This window comes from Paenarthrobacter sp. CM16, from assembly GCF_013179505.1.
Classification (GTDB): Bacteria; Actinomycetota; Actinomycetes; order Actinomycetales; family Micrococcaceae; genus Arthrobacter.
This window is the reverse complement of record NZ_JABMCX010000088.1, coordinates 1-16,682: the sequence shown is the minus strand read 5'-3', so window position 1 is coordinate 16,682 and position 16,682 is coordinate 1. Positions and strand designations below refer to the sequence as shown.

Sequence of the window (16,682 nt, the reverse complement as noted above, 5' to 3'; positions counted from 1 at the left end):
AACACTTTCGCGCGCATCTTGACATGAGTCATCACGCACCTCACTCCTCCGCCTGTCTTAAGCCAGCGCCTAAACAGGGCACACCCAAGACAGTGCACAACCGTCTGGAGAGAATCCGCACGACGTGTACACAACGCCGGAGTCTCTCCTGCGTTGTGTACACGTCGTGCTTCTAAACGACAGTGATCTTCCACAGGAACAAGAACGACTCCTGCTGCACTGGCTGCGCGCCGCGTGACAAGTTTGACCGGACCGAGGTCGTCCCCATCGCCTGGACCAATGAGATCGACGAGAGCAGAAGTGGATCTCGAATGAGGAACGGCTGTCGTCGTACCTCGTGGTCGAGACCTGCCAAGTCGCCAGCAGAGACCGAGGCCGAGCATCTCCGGTTAGAGCACTACAGGGCCCGCCCTACACCGTCAGCGCCCCGAGCGATGGCCCCTGCCTGGTGACCTGACGAGAAGCCGCCAGACACGCCCCACATGAAACACGGAAGTGAGACGTGTGGCCTCCCCGACGCCGATCTTGTTTCTGTATCGGAACCTCGGCTCAAAGGACGGGCTGGCGGGCTGTCCACCTGAAACGTCACGGCGGACGCTGTGCAATGAGGTCAACGCGGAAGTGCGATGACGAGGCATCAAGAAAGCCGGTGCACGGTCGCTCGCTGCGCTGGCGGCCGCAGCCCGGGGCTCCCGACCCGGTAGAACTTTCCGTCCATTTAACCGCGCTTGCTCGAAGGCGCACCGGCGGTCGCAGTCCTGCATTGCGCCTCCTCGGATTCACCGCCCGCCCGCGTGGCGGTGGAAACCCTGAACGATCCAGCGCACGCTCGCGGGCGGCAGCCACTCTTAGGTGGACGCTCACCTCGGCGCGTAGAGTTCATCGATCTGCTCGGAGTACTTCGAGATGATACTCCTGCGCTTGATCTTCATCGTGGGAGTCAACTCCTCGCTGCCGGGCAGCCACTCCTGGGCAACGATCTTGAACTTCTTGATCTGCTCGACTCGTGATAAATGCGCGTTCGCACGCTCCACACCGGCCGCGACCTCGGCGATAGTATCGGGATCGTCTATCGATCGACCCGCCGCTCCGTCAGGGTCGAGGGTGAACAGCGCGACGTTGTACGGCCTGCCGTCTCCAACACACACCGCCTGGCCGATCAAAGGGCTGGAGGACTTCAGCCAGTTCTCGATGTTGGCGGGAGACATGTTCTTACCCGCCGAGTTGATGATGATCTCTTTCTTTCGGTCCACGAGCCGCACGTAGCCGTCGGCATCGATTGATCCGATGTCGCCCGTGTGCAGCCATCCGTCGGCGTCGAGGGCCTCGGCCGTCTGCTCGGGCTTGTTACGATACCCTTTCATCACCGTCGCGCCACGCACGAGCAGTTCGCCGTCCTCGGCGACCTTCACCTCCACCCCGGGCACCGGAATGCCGACCGTGCCCACTCGGATGCCGTCATGGGGGTTCACTGTCGCAAGGCAGGAGGTCTCGCTCATGGCCCAGATCTCGCAGACCGGGATCCCCGCGGCTGCGAAGAACTGGAATACATCGGGCGGCGTCGGCGCAGATCCGGTGAGGAACCACGCTGCCTGCTCGATGCCGAGCTCCTCGCGGATCTTCGAGCCGACGATCTTCGAGGCGACCTTCGCCTTCAGCGCGAGCACGGGGCCGGCAGTCTTGCCCGCCTGGACGACCCTGGCGTTCTCGATCCCCGCACTGATGGCCCATCGCATAAGCGTGCCACCCAGACCGGGCTGCGACTCGATCTGCACTTCCAAGGCGGCCTTCGCCTTCTCCCACATGCGCGGCACCGCAAGGAACACCGTCGGGCGTACCTGCTTGACGACGTCCATCGTCGTGCGGGCGTCGGCGGACGAAGTGACGGTGTATCCCCACACGGCCACCGGCGAGTAATGCCCGCTCCACCGGTCTCCGATATGGGCGGCGGGCAGGAATGAGACGGTACGTCCGCCTGGCGTGACAGGCAGGGCCTGCTGGACAGCCCGGATCTCGCTCATCATGTTGCCGTGCGAGAGCTGGACGCCCTTGGGCGAGCCCGTCGTGCCTGAGGTATAAATCAGCATGAGGTGGTCGTCGGGGGTAACGGTCGACCACGCCGCCTCGAAGTCAAACTCGGCGTCGCCGAGCTTCTCCAATTGCTCGAGACCGAGAGTGCCGTTCGGCTGACCGTCGACAACGATGATGCATTCGATCGGCATGCCATCGTCACGCACCGCCTCAATGCGCTCGACGAAGTCGGTCTCGGTGATGACGATCTTGTTCCCGGCGTCCTGGAACATGTAGGCAATCTGACCCGGTGCCGACGTGTTGTACACCGAGAAGGCGACAGCGCCCAAGTGCATCACGGCGAGGTCTACAATATGAAACTCTGGCCGGTTCGTCAGCATGATGCCAACGGTGTCGCCACGTCGCACACCCAAGGCCGCGAGACCAGCCGCGATTCGGCGGATCCGCTCGGCGAGGGTGCCATAGGTCACCGAGACGCTGCCGTCCGGGGTGCGCAGTGCAACCTGCCCCGCCCGGGCGGCCGCGGTGATCTGAAATGCTTCACAGACCGTCTGCGCCTGCAGCGCGCGTTCGAATGCTTCGTCAGTGGCAGCATTGGCGGTGCTAGTTGCTTGCATGTGTGTCTACCCTTCCATCTTCCATCGTCGGCACGGAGCTAATCTGTGCCGTCATCACGAGAGCTCGCCCGGATAAGGGCGCCTCATTACGTTCGTATGCACTTGAAGTCAAGTACCGTAAATATCCGTCACAACAGCGTCTCTGCGCCCCACGCGTCCAACAGGGCACGCCGAGCTGCCCGTCGCTCCTCCGCGGTCACGTCGTGCTGGCCCGAAAGGGCTGCACTTGCAGTCGGTTGTCCATCAACCGATCTCCTTCATAGCGTCGAGGCCTGCGTCCAGCAACGGGTGGACCAAGTCGCCTATGTCGTCGTAGCCTGACCCGACGGTCTGGCCGCTTAGGTGTCGGAAATGAATGCCCTCGATGATCGCGCCGAGCTTGAACGTCGCCAGGCCCATGTAAAACCCGAAGCCTGATAGGTCACGCGCGCTGCCACGTGAGTACCGCTCGACCACCTCACGCACATCCAGGAAGCCGGGTGCGGTCGACACGTCGCTTACGCCATCAATCCCGGAGGCTCCCAGCCCGAAGTACACGAGCATCAGCGCGAGGTCGGTGAGCGGGTCGCCCAAGGTTGCCATCTCCCAGTCAAGGACCGCTGTGACCTCGTCGGCATTGTCGACCAGCAGATTGTCCAGACGGAAGTCGCCGTGCACGATGCCGACGGCAGACTCGAACGGTACCGAGTCCACGAGTCTGCGGTGCAGCTCGTCGGCGGCGGGCAGGTCACGGGTATACGAGGCGTCGAGCTGCCTCTTCCACAGAACGACCTGACGGCCGAGGAAGCCCTCCGGACGACCGAAGTCGGCAAGACCAATTGATGCCGGCTCAACGGCGTGCAACGTGGCCAGTGTGTCCACGAGGTGCTCGGAGATCCTACGGGTCCTGGCTGGTCCGAGCGGTTCAACCTCGGCGGCGTGGCGGTACGGCGTGCCCGCGCAGCGCTCCATCACGTAAAAGTCCGCCCCCAGCACGGAGTGGTCCGTGCACATCGCGTACGTCTGCGGGACTGGCACGTGGGTGCCTTGAAGGGCGGACATGACGCGATACTCGCGGGCCATGTCATGCGCGCTGACCAGCACGTGCCCCAGCGGCGGTCGGCGGACGATCCACTCTTTGCTGCCGTCGGCCACAATGTAAGTCAAGTTGGATCGCCCACCAGCGATGAGCGAGCCCTCGAGCTGTCCACCGGCGCCAGGAACCCTGGCGGCGAACCACGCGCTGAGAGCATCGAGATCAATGCCGGGGAGCCGCCCCATGTCCGGGATCACGGCACCATGATGGACAGCATGTCGGCGACGCAGACCGGCTTGTCGCTGCCCTCGCGCTCAATGGTCACGCGGGTGGAGACCTTAGAGCCAGTAGAGTTGGGTGAGACCGCCATCAGCTCGACACCCGCGCGGACCCGAGAGTCCACCGGCACCGGAGAGGGGAAACGAACCTTGTCAGCGCCGTAGTTGATGCTCATCGTGACCCCCACCACGTCGTACACCTGCCAGCAAAGGATCGGCAACAGGCTCAGGACCAGGAAGCCGTGCGCGATGGTCGCACCAAAGGGCCCCTTGGCCGCCTGCTCGGGGTCGATGTGTATCCACTGGTGATCACCCGTGGCGGTGGCGAACGCGCCGATCTGAGCCTGGTCGATCGTGTGCCAGTCGGAGTAGCCCAAGTGCGTACCCACGGCCTTCTCGAGGTCGGGGACGCCGTCGAACAGCTTCATGCCTTCGGCCCGCCCGCCACGTACAGGACCTGGCCGGACACGTAGCCCGCGTCCTCGCTAGTGAAGAAAGACACTGCGTGCGCAATGTCGGCGGGTCGACCGCCGCGACCGACCGGGATCTCGCGGACCGCATAGGCCTTGAAATCTTCGAATGTCATGCCCATGCGCTCCGCGGTCGCCATGATCATCTCCGTCTCGATGAATCCCGGGGCGATGGCGTTGGCGGTCACGCCGTACTTGCCCAGCTCGATCGCGAGGGTTTTGGTGAAGCCCTGGATGCCGGCCTTGGCCGCGGCGTAGTTAGCCTGACCACGGTTGCCGAGCGCGGAGGTGCTGGACAGGTTCACGATCCGGCCCCAGCCCGCCTCGGTCATGTAGCGCTGCACGGCGCGGGTCATGAGAAAGGCCCCGCGCAGGTGGACGCTCATTACCGTGTCCCAGTCCGCGGTGGACATCTTGAACAGCAGGTTGTCCCGGATGACTCCGGCGTTGTTGACCAGGATGGTCGGCTCACCCAGTTCAGCGACGACCTTCTCGACGGAGGCTTTAACCGCCTCCTCGTCGGCGACATCTGCGCCGACTGCGATCGCTCGGCCGCCGGCATCCTCGATCTCGGCCACGGCGGCCTGGCACGCAGCTTCGTCCAGGTCCAGGACAGCAACTGCGACACCGTCGGCGGCAAGGCGCTTAGAGACTCCAGCGCCGATGCCGCGGGCGGCTCCGGTCACGATGGCGATGCGGGTCGTGGTGGTGGTCATGCGGTAACTCCTTGGGGATGGGGGTTGAGGTCGCGTACCAGCTCGGCTAGAGCGGCGCGGGTAGACAGATGATCAGCGTGAAGATGGGCCTGCAGACCTGAGGCCCGAGCACCCAGGATGTTGGGCTCGGCGTCGTCGATAAAGAGCACGCGGTCGGCAGGCACGCCGACCCGGTCCAGCGCCAACTCGTAGATCGCGGCGTCGGGCTTGCGCAGCGACACTTCGCCAGAGATCACCACCGGGTCGAGAAGCGCGTCGATGCGGGCTCGCGGGTAAGTGTTGCCCCAGCTGTTGGAGAGCAGACCAACCTTAAGCCCGGTCGCGCGCAGCTCCTCGACCAGTGCGAACATCAATGGATCGGGCTGCATCTTGGCGAACAGCCTGCCAAGGATCCCCTCGGGCACGACGGCCGAACCGTCCACTGTTCGCAGCTCTTCAGCCAGAAGCACTTCGAAGTCCGCGATGCTGAGCTCGCCGGTCTCCAGCCGATGCACCGGCGTTCCGGTCACAGCGTCGCGGGACATCCACGCGCGCAGTACCGTGGAGAAGGACTCCGGCACGATCGAGTCCGCAGCCAGCCAGCTGTCGATCGACGCCTTCACCGGGGTGGTCAGCACACCGCCGTAGTCGAAAAGGACCGCTTCGATATCCCGCAAGAACCTCACTCCTCCGCTGCGGCAAGGCTGAGACCGCCATCGACGACGACTGTCTGGCCCGTGATCCACCCGGCATCGTTCGAGAGCAGGTGGGCCACAATACTGCCGATGTCCTCCGGTACCCCCAGCCGCTTGAGCGGATACGCCTCGGTGACCTCGTCCTCTCGACCCTCATACAGCTTCGTGGCGAAGCGTGTCTTCACGACTCCCGGCGCGACGCCGTTGACCCGGATGTCCGGGCCCAGCTCAACCGCCATCAGCTCGGTGAGTGAGTTGAGCATAGCCTTGCTCGCGCCGTAGAAGCCGATGCCTGGGGCCGTCCGAATGCTGGACAGAGACGACACGTTGACGATTGCGCCGCCGTGCTCTTTCATCCAGGCCGTGTACACTTGCTGGACCCACGCGACCGCGGCGATGCAGTTGACCTCGACGATTTTGCGGGCTGCGCCCAGATCCAGGTCGACCAGCGGCCCGTACACGGGGTTTATCCCGGTGTTGTTGACCAGGAAGTCGATGCTCCCGAACACCTCAATGGCGTGGCGCACGACTTCGGACTGGTGGTCGGGGTCGTCGGCTCGGCCAGCAACACCCAGCGCCTTGCCTGGCCCACCAAGCCCGACGACCGCCTCGTCCAACGCTTCCTTCTTCCTCGCGGTAATGACAACACGCGCGCCGTCCGCGACGAGCCGTTCGGCGATGGCCAGACCAATGCCCCGGCTCGCTCCGGTGACGATGGCTGTCTTTCCGTCAAAACGCTTGCTCATGTTTGTGCCTTTCACTTCAGTCGCTCGAGGACCATTGCCATGCCCATGCCACCGGCCATGCACATCGACTCGACGCCGAACTGTTTGTCATGCCACTGCAGTGAGTTGATGAGGGTGGAGGTGATGCGGGCGCCGGTCATGCCGAACGGGTGGCCCACCGCGATAGCGCCGCCGTTGACATTCAGCTTGTCCAGCGGGATGCCGAGCTGCCGGGCAGATCCGAGAGCCTGCGAGGCGAATGCCTCGTTGATCTCGAACTGGTCAATATCGTCCAGGGACATGCCGGCGTTTCGCAGTGCGGCAGGGATCGCCTCGACCGGGCCGAGGCCCATGATCTCCGGCGACAGGCCGGTCACTGCAGTGGAGACAATCCGAGCTAGGGGCGTCAGTCCCAGCTCCTTAGCTCGTGTGTCACTCATGACGATCAATGCGGCGGCGCCGTCGTTGAGCGGACACGCATTGCCGGCTGTCACGGTGCCGTCAGGGCGGAACACCGGCTGAAGGCCGCTGACCCCCTCGATCGTTGTCCCAGCACGAGGACCATCGTCGGCCGAGACCACCGTCCCGTCAGGCATTGTCACCGGTGTGATCTCGCGCGCCCAGAAACCCTGCTCGATCCGCTCACAAGCCAGGTTCTGGCTGCGCACGGCGAACTCGTCCTGATCCTGGCGCGACATGCCAAGGACCTGCGCAACGTTCTCGGCTGTCTGGCCCATCGCGATGTAGAGGTCTGGCAGCTTTCCACTGATGCGAGGATCGACCCACGTGTCAGCGCCACCGCCCGCGCGCTTCTCGGTCAACGCCTGCGCTTCCGCGAAGACTGGGTTCTGCGCCTCCGGAAGGTCAGCATGACCGTTCGCATATCGGCTGACCGTCTCGACCCCGGTCGAGATGAATGCATGCCCCTCACCTGCCTTGATCGCGTGGAAGGCCATGCGCGTGGTCTGCAGGCTGCTCGAGCAGTATCGATTGACGGTGACCCCGGGCACGTGGTCCAGTCCGCTCAGCACCGCGACCGCACGGGCCAGATTGTTGCCAGATTCCCCCGCCGGTTGGCCCACGCCGAGCATGAGGTCGACCACCTCGGACTCATCTAGCCCAGGCACCTTCGCCAAGGCTGCGCGAACCATCTGGACCGTGAGGTCGTCGGGTCGGATATTCTTCAGAGAGCCCTTGCCGGCCCGTCCGATCGGGGAACGGGCGGTGGAGACGATGACTGCTTCGGGCATGGAGAGCCTTCCTGGCTAATGGGAAATGTGTTGGATTTCCGCTGTCGTTTGGGACGCGGTGGTGGTGTCAGGAGGGGTCGGCGACGTGGATCAGTTGCTTGCCGACATTCGTGCCGTTGAGGACGCCTATTAGACCTTGTGGGGCCTTCTCGAGGCCCTCAAGGATGTCTTCGGCTACGATCAGCGTGCCTTCCTCGATCCAGCCCTGGAGCGCCTGCATGGCTTCGTCGGACCGTTCGACGTAGTCTGTGTAGAGGAATCCACGCATCGTGATGCTCTTACCGATGAGAATTCCCGGCACCCCGCGTGCACCGCGCGATGGCGTGGTCGTGTCGTACTGCGAGACCACGCCGCAGCAAACGATGCGCCCTCGGTGGGCCATCCGGCTAAGGGCTACGTCGAGCGTCGTACCCCCGACGTTGTCGAAGAACACGTCGATGCCGTCGGGGCAAGCCTGTTTCAGGGCCGCCCGGAAATTCTCGTCGCGGTAGTTGACGGCCGCGTCGAAGCCGAGCTTCGAGGTGAGCCATTCCTGCTTCTCAGTGCTGCCGCAGATGCCGACCACGCGGCACCCGCGTAGCTTGGCCATCTGGCCGACGAGGCTGCCCGTCGCCCCGGCAGCCCCGGAGACGACGACGGTTTCACCGGGTTTGGCCTCTCCGACGGCGAACAGACCGAAGTACGCCGTGAGGCCCGTGATGCCCAGCACGCTCAGGTAGCGGGACAGCGGCGCCTTGACCTCAATCCGGGTCAGTTCGTCAGCGTCGACGACGCTATAGTCCTGCCACCCCAGGTGGCCGGAGACGATATCGCCGGGTACGAAGTCCCCGGACCGACTCTCCACCACCTGTCCAATGCTGAAGGCGGGCATGGTATCGCCGATGTGGAGGGCATCGCGGTACGAGACGCCCTGGAACCAGGCGCGCTGGGCTGCGTCGATCGAAATCCACAGCACCCGGCAACCGACCTGACCGTCCAGCACCTCTGGACGTTCGGCCGTAACGAGCTCGAAATGGGAGCTGTCTAGCTGCTCCTCCGGCATGGCGGCGACTCGCCATCTGCGCTCGATCATGCTCACTTGACCTCCACGCCATCGATCGCTGGGAGGTAGCGCCGCAGGCCGTCGTAGTGCATGGTCTTAAGGGTGTCGAGGTACTCGTTGACCTCGACGATCTTGCTGTCCGCGCCACGCACAATGAGCACGTACTGGTTGTCGTATCCCTCGCCCGTTGCTTTCACGGTCGCACGCACGCGGAGGCGGGCTACACTCCTGCCGCCGTCCGCGTCGAACTCCTCAAGGATCTCGGTGTGCATGCCGGCGTCCCTGTCGTAGGCAGCCAGTGAAATCTTGTTGAACGCGAAGACCGCATCCTTGCCCTCATGGGTGCCACCGATGCGCCCCAAGGTCGCGGGCAAGGTCCAGCTGATGTTGTCGGCGTACAGCGCCTGCATCGCGTCGATGTTACCCAGGGCTCGTCCCAGGTCTCCTGCAAGTGTGCTCATTCGGGTCGTTCTCCTTTGTGGACTTTCATGGATGGTCGAAGCCCGTCACATCGATGGCGCGAGCTCGCCGGTTAAGTGGTCCAAGAAGAACCGCTTCGACGTGCCGGATGAGATCTCGAAGGCCGGGCCGGTGTAGGCATCGAAGTGACCGCCTGGCAGCCAGACGAACTCCTTGGGCTCGCGGGCGGTGTCGAAGGCCTCCTTGGCCCAGTCGCCAGGCGTGACGACATCGTTCTTGGCGGCGAGGACCAACATCGGGGTGGGGGCGACGTACTTGAAAAACTCCGCGGCCTCGAACCCCCCCAGTTCCGTGGAACGCAAAGTGACCTCATTACGCCACGCCGTCCCCTCGTAGGCCGAGAAGAAGGCCCACGCATCGGGCGTCGGCATAACTGCCGGTCGTGTCGGGTCTTCCGTCACGACTGGAATCATCGCGGGGGCCTCGCCGCGTGCGCGCGCCAGGCGGTCGGCGGCCTGCCCGTCCAGCGCGCCCTGCCGGAACTCCGGCGGTATCGCTGTCTCGAAGTTCCGCCGGCCGTACGTCGCGGGAACCTGACCCGAGACAGCCTTGACGCGGCGATCGATGGCCGCTACCACGAACGCGTTGCCACCCGAGTAACTCGAGCCCCATAAACCGATACGCGAAGCATCTACGTCGGCCCGTCCCTGGGCATATGTGATGGCGTGCTGCGTGTCACGGATCTGGGTCCACGGGTCAAGCTCCAGCCGCGGCTTGCCTGCGGCAACCTCCGATGCGCCGAAACCAGCATGGTCGTAAACTACGCAGGCGAAGCCGGCGGCGCTGAACACGTCGGCAAAGGGCTCCAGACCCATTTCCTTCGTGCAGGAGAATCCGTGGGTCAAGATGATGCAAGGTGCCGGGCCGGACACGCCTTCGGCCGGGTAGAACCAGCCACGCAGTGTCACGCCTTCGGCGTCGAACTCGATGTCTTCGCGCATGGAATTCCTTTTCCAGTGGTATGTCAGGGGATGAGAGTCAAGGGACCGGGGTGCGTCCCGAGCAGCGAACCGCACCCCGATCACGAGTCAACAGCTAGGCGGTCACATACGCTCCGTACGGCGAGCTCCGGTTCTCCGTGTACCAGCGCCGTTCCTCCTCGCTGTACGGCTCCGGCGGGACCATGGCGTCGATCTGCCAGGTTTCGAACGGTGCCGTCTCGACGTGGAACTCAACCTCAAGACCTCGGTCGATCGTGTAGGGCTTGAGGATGCTGTTGACGTTCTCGAAATACCGCCTAAGGATCTCTTCGACGGTGATGCCCGCCAGGGCGGCAGCCTGCTCGTTCGTGCGGGCGATGTGGACGACCTCGATTTGGACGAAATTATCGCGGGGCTCGCCGCCTACGAAGAACGAGTCCGCCTTGACTTCGTGGAAGACGACAGAGGTGTAGAACTTCGGCAGCTCAAAACCGAAGTTCTCCCGCGACCAGTCGGACGAATAGATGTTGGTGATCTTGGTCGCAATGTCCGCCTTCTCTTCAGGCGTGAATGCGTTTTCTGGGGTCAACAATTGCCACAGCGGCATGATCTGCTCCTTCTTCTGGATGATGGGTACTGCGGAACGGCCTACCGGACTTGTTCGAAACGCTCGGCTCCATTGCCCGAAACGCTTGGCTTTTGTCCGCGGTACGCGATTCGTGCGGACCCTCAATACTGGATTTGCCAGCAGCACGGGCGATTGTGCTGTCGGTCACATCCAGCGTACGAGCATGTGACGCCAGCGACATAGGTCGAACGTGCCGAGCACCGGTACAGAACCGACACGATTACGAGCACGCCGCGGACTCACTCCGATGTTGTAGGCCCCGGAAGTGGACCCGGGCCATGCATCCAGTCGTCATAGAAGTCGGGCATAGCCGACGCCCGCCCACGGAAATGTGGCTTCCGCTTCTCCAAGAAGGCCGACACACCTTCCTTGCCGTCACCAATGCTGGTCCAGAACATGGCAAGCGAGTCGATCCGGTGAGCATCGCTGGGATGTGACAGGCTGCCGTTGCGGCGCACCATCTGGCGAGTGAGGGCAATGGCGACGGGAGAGCGATTTCGAGTCCACGAATCTGCGACCCTGATGGCTTGGGCAAGGAGGTCATCGTCGGGCTGGACCTCGTCAACCAGTCCCATAACCAGAGCGGCCTCGGCATCGAGAATATCGGCGCCCAAGACCAAGTTAATGGCTGCAGATGGGCCTACGAGCCTGGGCAGGTACCACGTCGAGCAAGCCTCTGGGACAATGCCTATTCGGCCGAAAACCAGTCCGATACGTGCCGACTTCGACATCAGACGACGGTCCATCGCCAGTGTCATCGTGGCGCCAATGCCCACGGCTGCACCATTGATGGCAGCGATGACCGGCTTGCGGCAGTCGTGGATGGCCAACGTGACCCGCCCACCAGCGTCGCGGACCGCTGCGATGGCTGGGTTGTCGAGGTCGGCCATGTCGCTCAGACCAGGCGTGAGATTCTCGTCGAGCCCGAACACGTTGCCTTCACCCCTGAGGTCCATGCCGGCACAGAACGCACGGTCCGCCCCGGTCACGATGACGGCGCGGATGGCGTCATCATCGTTGACCGCACGGAACGAATGCTGGAGCTCCTCAGCCATCGTGACAGTGAAGGCGTTGAGCTGTTCCGGTCGGCTCAACGTGATCGTCAGGATGCCGTCACTGACATCGTGACGTATCGTCTGGAATTCCATGCTTCATACCCCTTGAGTTGCAATGTGGCCCGTGCAGAGAGGGCGCGGCCCCGGTTGTCGATCTGGACCCGCCACCCGCGCGGATTCAGGCGCGCACAAAATCGACGCCACCGCTTGTGACGTCCGCCGCGAGTCCCTCGACGTGGAAGGCCGCGATGCCGTCACGATCGCCCGCGACGAAGCGAAGCTCGCCGCCGTCTAGGGCAATCCGGTCGCCATCGGCGGTCGTGCCTAGAGCCGCTGCCCACGTATTTGCGAGTTTGGTCGGCTCCAGTGCAGTCAAGGTCGCACCTGTCACTCTCCCCGGACCGAGCACCGCCGGGGCCTTCTGAATCCACTCAGGTCCGGCCCATCGCCAGGAGTCCGGGACTTTCATATGGTCGAGTGTGATTATGGCGCCCGGCACGTCTTTGGGGTGGATGTGGATGTCGATGTCACCGTCTTCGTCATTGTCGAAGATGACCCGAAGGCCGAGATCCTTGATGCGAGCACGGGCCGTGGCGATGTCATCCACCTGAAACATGGCCATATAGCCACCATCGTGGCCAAGACGGTCCAGGTGACGGCCACCAGCCGTACCCTCCTCCACGGGCGAAATGACTTCCACGAAGGTGTCACCGAGCGGAAGGACCGCATTGCATAGACCGAACTGGGCCACGTCCGGGTCGTAGAACGGTTCCCCGAGCGGGAGCTTGGCTCGGAGGTCCGCGACTACTGTGTCGCGGTCGCGGGCCACGATGGTGGCCTGACGGATGCGGAGCATGCCTGTAGTTGTCATGCTGCTACTTTAGGGAAGGCTGTGTCCGGTTGGCTGGTCGAAACCTGCCCGATGCAGGTAACGGGTCGCCAAGCTGTTCCGTCTCAGCTTCATACCCACACGACGGCGGGTGATGGCCGTCGACAAGTGACCCCAGGACGGAGGCCGCATGTGAGTGTCTCTGCCCAATCCGCCTCGGCCGGGAAGGTCGCGAGTTCATAAGTGTCCTGGCACACTTGCGTCCAGGAGATGGTTTGCATCGGACCTCCCCCTGAGTACCGGCCGCGGTGGGTTGCAGTGCTCCGATGCACAGCAGCCGGTGGTACCCGCCGTGGGCTGGCGCAACATTCATGAGGTCCCCGAGAGACGGGGATGTGGTCGCTGGATCCGGCATGACTTTCTTGCCCTGTCTTTGATGATCCGGGCAGTGCTGCCGCCGGTTCGGAGGTCCGTTGACTGCTGATAGGGACACTGCCAGCTCTTTCGAAGGGGGCCAGGTCTCTTTGCAGCGCGAGTGTCAGTGTCAGCATCGGGTGTCGTGACTGCGGCCATGAGTGGTGCAACGGAGCGCCGGATGGACGAAGGATACAAGATCTACTGCGGGCTTGATGTCGGAAAAATCCGAACATCACACCGCGGCATGAACGCAGCAGGAGAACGGGTTTTCGACAAGCCCTTGGCTCAGGATGAGGCGCGGCTGCGCGATCTGCCGCAGCACGGCAGGGTGCTGGTGATCATTGACCAACTCAACACCATCTGCGCTCTTCCGATAGCCGTGACCGGAGACGGCGGCACCGATTCCTACCTGCCCGGTCCAGCGATGCGCAAGCCGCTGACCTGTATCCGGAAAGTCCAAGACTGACGCGGCGGGATGTATTCATTGTCGCTGAACCGCGAGGGCGGTGCCGCGCACGCTGCGAGCCGTTGACTATGAGAGCGAGGTGCTCGCGGCGCTGAAGGCGCTCTCCGGATTCGACGCTCATCTGACCCATGAGTTCATCAGCACGGCCACCGGTCATGGTCGCTGCTGCCGCGGATCTTCCCTGCCGGGAGCGCGTCTTTCCGGGGACAGGGCTGACCTGGTCCCTGGTCCGTCAGCTGCTCATCAAATACGCCGGACCTGCGGACCGCCGGCGGGGCACCGTGTCGCGCTCGGCAAGAAACCACAGCCGCGAGGAACCGCTAAACCATATCGACGCGGTCTTTACTGCGCTCAGCGAGCAGACCGTCACCATGATCGGCACCGAAGCCGTCGAATTGGTCCTCCCCCGCATCGCGAGGCAGATCAGGGAGCTCAAACACCAACGCGGCATCGTGGCCGAGGACGTCGAAGGCTTCTCGATGATTCCCCTCTTTACGAGGTCTGGCCGCATTTGAGACGAGCTACGTTGCCGCCGCCACAACCTGAGCTCGCATACCCAGAATCAAGCGGACTCTGGGGCCGCGCGAGACCCCCGTGCATGTACTAAAAAACGAAATATGGCACGAGATTGTCGGAGTCGCGAAACAGAACCCGAAGATCAGAAACATCACAATCATGATCCACGCCTCGGGCAGCGACAATCACCACTACAGGCGCATGCCGCAGCTACATGAACTCCAAAACCACAAACCGGACTTTTACGGCAGCAAACCCGGAGGGTGTTCAGAACAGCAACAGGTTCGGCTGAAATGGCCCGCAGGACTATAGAGCGCTTTCTTCGCTTGCCTTGTCTACCTTGTGGCGACGACGCGATCGGCCTGGGTTCACACTGCGTCCGCGGCTGTCTTTCCGCTCTCACGGTACTGCAGCGCACTTGCAGCAGAAAACTGCAGACTCCAGAGGTTGCCGTGGTGGGGATACTTCGCAACCATGACTGTCACCAATTCCTCCACGTCCTTGGCAACCTCATATGCAGCAGCGAAGTCGCGGATGTAGGAACGCGTCTGGGCGATCATGGTCTCGACAGCGTGGTCGTCGCCGTCAGGCCTACGGTGTCCGGCCACGATCACGCGAGGATTCAGGCTTTCCACCAGATCCACCGTCTCCAGCCAGTCGGACCACTCCTCGGGCGTCGCGAGACCCAGCATCGGGTGGATCTCGTTGTAAATGGAGTCGCCGGCCACGACAACATCGATCTCGGGCACGTGCACGATTGAGGTGGGATGGATGTCGGCTTGCTTGACCTCTATGATCTTCACCGCTGATCCGTCCACAAAAAGGGTGCGTTCATCGATGGGCTCCGGAAGCGGCCCAATCGTCACGCAGGCGTCGCCGAACAACATCCTCCACTGCTCTTTGTGCACCTCCATCCCACCCTTGATGGCGTCGACCACATGGGGCATCGCCACGCACCGTGCACCCGGAAACCGCTCGAGGAGCGGTCCGAGCCCCGCATAGTGGTCTGCGTGCGCGTGGGTGATGTAAATCGTCGTCAAAGACTTACCGGTGCGCTCGATCAGATCCCCGAGTTCTCGGACATCGTCCTTAAGATACAGCGCATCGATCAGGATCGCCTCAGTCGGGCCGCTGATCAGCGTTGCGCTGGTCGGCGAGAACTTGCCACTGATCATCTCGGGCCAATCGGCTGGGATGTCGGGCCACCGCCCGACGAACGACGTGGCGCGGATCGGCGGAGCGGTTGTGGGCGAGTGCTTTTCAATATCCATGACGTACAAACCTCCTAGGTTCGACCTTGGAAGCGGCACGAATTGGGACGTGCTGCCGGTCAAATCGAACCTACTCGGGTGCGACGCACGTCACATAGGCGCAATCCGCCCAGTACCGGGACAAAAGTGACACGACGCGCCGCCACCGCCTAAGCCCGCTTATGAAGCGGTGAGTGGGGAAGTGGCGGTGTCGGGTCCGGCATTGTGATCCATCGCACAGAAGCGAGAGAACATCTCGGGGGGGACGACTACAACTAGCCCACCCTACTTGCGACAGGACCAAGAGCTCCAAGCGCAATTCGACAGCTGGAGATTGCCCCTAGGCCACCGTCTTGAGCGCCGGGGTTTGTCGAGGATATGTCGCCGCCTCTGACCGTAATCGCCCAGCGCAGTTGCCGATAACCTTCGCAATCCGCGTCCCGCGACGCTCGATCCGGCCGCGCATGACCAGCGGGCCACACCAGCCCAACTGCAGCCTAGATCGCCAACCGGACCGCACGTCAGCAACTGGCCGAACTGTCGCGGGTGAGGCATTCGCCGTCATCCTGAACTTTAGACCTCTACTGCCCTTCGCTCCGGCTGGTTTCGAATCGCTGCGGCAAACAGGCTCAACGACGGCCGCCGGTAACACGCATCAGCAAGTTCTTGACAGTGTGATATGTATCACTGTATATATGAGTCTGACGTCAGGCTCAGTGTCCATGCGAGCTTGAGGAAGTGATGAGTCCATGGGATCAAATCGTCGACAGCGCTGTCACAATCGGTCCCCCGCTTCGATCCTCAAGCCCCAACTTTGTCGGTGCCTGCAGCCTCGACGCGATCCCGCCCTTCTTGCGGTCTCGCGGTGAGCGAGTTCAGCAGCCCGAATCAACAGGTCCCGCCCACCCCGGGTGTGGTCTTTATACGTGTGAGCACCCGTCTCACAACAATGAGGAGAATGTCATGCCGTTCTGGAGAATCCACACCCCCGCTGGGGCCTACACCGACCAAGATAAAGAGGACTTCGCGAAGGCGATCACAGCTCTTTATGCGGCCGAAATGCCAGCTTTCTACTGCGACGTGTTCTTCTACGAGGTGGAGGGGAAGAACGCGTTCAGGGGTGGTGAGTCCGGCCAGGACTTTGTTCGCATCCAGGTGGAGCACATCGCAAGATCGATGAACACCAGGGTGATGCGCGAGTTCATCATGAACATGCTGACCGAGACCATCAGGCCCTGGCTCGACGGGCGGGGATACCTGTGGGAACTGAGCATCGAGGAGATGCCGCGTGATCTGTGGACCG

General features: G+C 62.9%; 17 protein-coding genes. 3 read left to right on the top strand and 14 right to left on the bottom strand.

Annotated features, from left to right (window positions below; genetic code table 11):
* Positions 1-860: 860 nt before the first annotated feature.
* From HP499_RS09885 to HP499_RS09825, 13 genes are all read right to left on the bottom strand, one after another.
* On the bottom strand, positions 861-2,648 hold the full coding sequence (locus tag HP499_RS09885) for a long-chain fatty acid--CoA ligase (protein WP_172323910.1): 1,788 nt from the start codon (positions 2,646-2,648) through the stop codon (positions 861-863).
* A 243-nt stretch (positions 2,649-2,891) separates the two neighbouring features.
* A complete protein-coding gene (locus tag HP499_RS09880) occupies positions 2,892-3,920 on the bottom strand; it encodes a phosphotransferase family protein (RefSeq protein WP_309138371.1) in 1,029 nt (342 codons plus the stop codon).
* Positions 3,917-4,369, bottom strand: coding sequence for a MaoC family dehydratase (locus HP499_RS09875; protein ID WP_172323909.1), 453 nt, complete (start codon positions 4,367-4,369; stop codon positions 3,917-3,919). Before HP499_RS09875 ends, HP499_RS09880 begins: the two co-directional genes overlap by 4 nt.
* Complete coding sequence (fabG, locus tag HP499_RS09870; protein ID WP_172323908.1) at positions 4,366-5,127, bottom strand: 3-oxoacyl-ACP reductase FabG; 762 nt, start codon at positions 5,125-5,127, stop codon at positions 4,366-4,368. Before fabG ends, HP499_RS09875 begins: the two co-directional genes overlap by 4 nt.
* Positions 5,124-5,783 (bottom strand): HAD family phosphatase, encoded by a 660-nt coding sequence (locus tag HP499_RS09865; RefSeq protein ID WP_172323907.1) that lies wholly within the window; start codon positions 5,781-5,783, stop codon positions 5,124-5,126. The genes fabG and HP499_RS09865 overlap by 4 nt, the downstream gene beginning before the upstream one ends.
* A 5-nt stretch (positions 5,784-5,788) precedes the next feature.
* Positions 5,789-6,547 carry an SDR family oxidoreductase gene (locus HP499_RS09860; protein ID WP_172323906.1) on the bottom strand — a complete coding sequence of 253 codons (759 nt, stop codon included), beginning with the start codon at positions 6,545-6,547 and terminating at the stop codon, positions 5,789-5,791.
* Between the two features lie 11 nt (positions 6,548-6,558).
* Positions 6,559-7,776 carry an acetyl-CoA C-acetyltransferase gene (locus HP499_RS09855; RefSeq protein WP_172323905.1) on the bottom strand — a complete coding sequence of 406 codons (1,218 nt, stop codon included), beginning with the start codon at positions 7,774-7,776 and terminating at the stop codon, positions 6,559-6,561.
* A 67-nt stretch (positions 7,777-7,843) separates the two neighbouring features.
* Entirely contained in the window at positions 7,844-8,848 is a 1,005-nt protein-coding gene (locus HP499_RS09850; protein WP_253951504.1) for an NADP-dependent oxidoreductase, read from the bottom strand.
* Positions 8,849-8,850: 2 nt separating this feature from the next.
* Complete coding sequence (locus HP499_RS09845) at positions 8,851-9,279, bottom strand: nuclear transport factor 2 family protein (protein WP_172323903.1); 429 nt, start codon at positions 9,277-9,279, stop codon at positions 8,851-8,853.
* 45 nt (positions 9,280-9,324) lie between these two features.
* Positions 9,325-10,239 (bottom strand): alpha/beta hydrolase, encoded by a 915-nt coding sequence (locus tag HP499_RS09840; protein WP_172323902.1) that lies wholly within the window; start codon positions 10,237-10,239, stop codon positions 9,325-9,327.
* Positions 10,240-10,333: 94 nt separating this feature from the next.
* A complete protein-coding gene (locus tag HP499_RS09835) occupies positions 10,334-10,825 on the bottom strand; it encodes a tautomerase family protein (protein WP_172323901.1) in 492 nt (163 codons plus the stop codon).
* A gap of 260 nt (positions 10,826-11,085) precedes the next feature.
* Positions 11,086-11,994, bottom strand: a complete 909-nt coding sequence (locus HP499_RS09830) for a crotonase/enoyl-CoA hydratase family protein (protein ID WP_172323900.1) — start codon at positions 11,992-11,994, stop codon at positions 11,086-11,088.
* 85 nt (positions 11,995-12,079) lie between these two features.
* Positions 12,080-12,772: a hypothetical protein gene (locus HP499_RS09825; protein ID WP_172323899.1), complete on the bottom strand. Its 693-nt coding sequence runs from the start codon at positions 12,770-12,772 to the stop codon at positions 12,080-12,082.
* A 529-nt stretch (positions 12,773-13,301) separates the two neighbouring features.
* Between HP499_RS09825 and HP499_RS09820 the strand changes: the two genes are divergently transcribed.
* The gene (locus HP499_RS09820; protein ID WP_172323898.1) at positions 13,302-13,613 is read left to right on the top strand and encodes a hypothetical protein; all 312 of its coding nucleotides are present in this window, start codon (positions 13,302-13,304) and stop codon (positions 13,611-13,613) included.
* 128 nt (positions 13,614-13,741) lie between these two features.
* Entirely contained in the window at positions 13,742-14,128 is a 387-nt protein-coding gene (locus HP499_RS09815; RefSeq protein ID WP_172323897.1) for a hypothetical protein, read from the top strand.
* 369 nt (positions 14,129-14,497) lie between these two features.
* Here HP499_RS09815 and HP499_RS09810 read toward each other — a convergent pair whose 3' ends face one another.
* The gene (locus tag HP499_RS09810) at positions 14,498-15,400 is read right to left on the bottom strand and encodes an MBL fold metallo-hydrolase (protein ID WP_172323896.1); all 903 of its coding nucleotides are present in this window, start codon (positions 15,398-15,400) and stop codon (positions 14,498-14,500) included.
* A gap of 942 nt (positions 15,401-16,342) precedes the next feature.
* Between HP499_RS09810 and HP499_RS09805 the strand changes: the two genes are divergently transcribed.
* Positions 16,343-16,682 (top strand): tautomerase family protein (locus tag HP499_RS09805; protein ID WP_172323895.1); only part of this gene is annotated, 340 nt, incomplete at its 3' end.

What these genes read in the sequence shown, in the direction of transcription:
- HP499_RS09885 (WP_172323910.1), bottom strand. Translation starts at nt 2,648, where the DNA reads ATGCAAGCAACTAGCACCGCCAATGCTGCCACTGACGAAGCATTCGAA.
- HP499_RS09875 (WP_172323909.1), bottom strand. Translation starts at nt 4,369, where the DNA reads ATGAAGCTGTTCGACGGCGTCCCCGACCTCGAGAAGGCCGTGGGTACG.
- fabG (WP_172323908.1), bottom strand. Translation starts at nt 5,127, where the DNA reads ATGACCACCACCACGACCCGCATCGCCATCGTGACCGGAGCCGCCCGC.
- HP499_RS09860 (WP_172323906.1), bottom strand. Translation starts at nt 6,547, where the DNA reads ATGAGCAAGCGTTTTGACGGAAAGACAGCCATCGTCACCGGAGCGAGC.
- HP499_RS09855 (WP_172323905.1), bottom strand. Translation starts at nt 7,776, where the DNA reads ATGCCCGAAGCAGTCATCGTCTCCACCGCCCGTTCCCCGATCGGACGG.
- HP499_RS09850 (WP_253951504.1), bottom strand. Translation starts at nt 8,848, where the DNA reads ATGATCGAGCGCAGATGGCGAGTCGCCGCCATGCCGGAGGAGCAGCTA.
- HP499_RS09845 (WP_172323903.1), bottom strand. Translation starts at nt 9,279, where the DNA reads ATGAGCACACTTGCAGGAGACCTGGGACGAGCCCTGGGTAACATCGAC.
- HP499_RS09840 (WP_172323902.1), bottom strand. Translation starts at nt 10,239, where the DNA reads ATGCGCGAAGACATCGAGTTCGACGCCGAAGGCGTGACACTGCGTGGC.
- HP499_RS09835 (WP_172323901.1), bottom strand. Translation starts at nt 10,825, where the DNA reads ATGCCGCTGTGGCAATTGTTGACCCCAGAAAACGCATTCACGCCTGAA.
- HP499_RS09830 (WP_172323900.1), bottom strand. Translation starts at nt 11,994, where the DNA reads ATGGAATTCCAGACGATACGTCACGATGTCAGTGACGGCATCCTGACG.
- HP499_RS09825 (WP_172323899.1), bottom strand. Translation starts at nt 12,772, where the DNA reads ATGACAACTACAGGCATGCTCCGCATCCGTCAGGCCACCATCGTGGCC.
- HP499_RS09820 (WP_172323898.1), top strand. Translation starts at nt 13,302, where the DNA reads ATGAGTGGTGCAACGGAGCGCCGGATGGACGAAGGATACAAGATCTAC.
- HP499_RS09815 (WP_172323897.1), top strand. Translation starts at nt 13,742, where the DNA reads ATGAGTTCATCAGCACGGCCACCGGTCATGGTCGCTGCTGCCGCGGAT.
- HP499_RS09810 (WP_172323896.1), bottom strand. Translation starts at nt 15,400, where the DNA reads ATGGATATTGAAAAGCACTCGCCCACAACCGCTCCGCCGATCCGCGCC.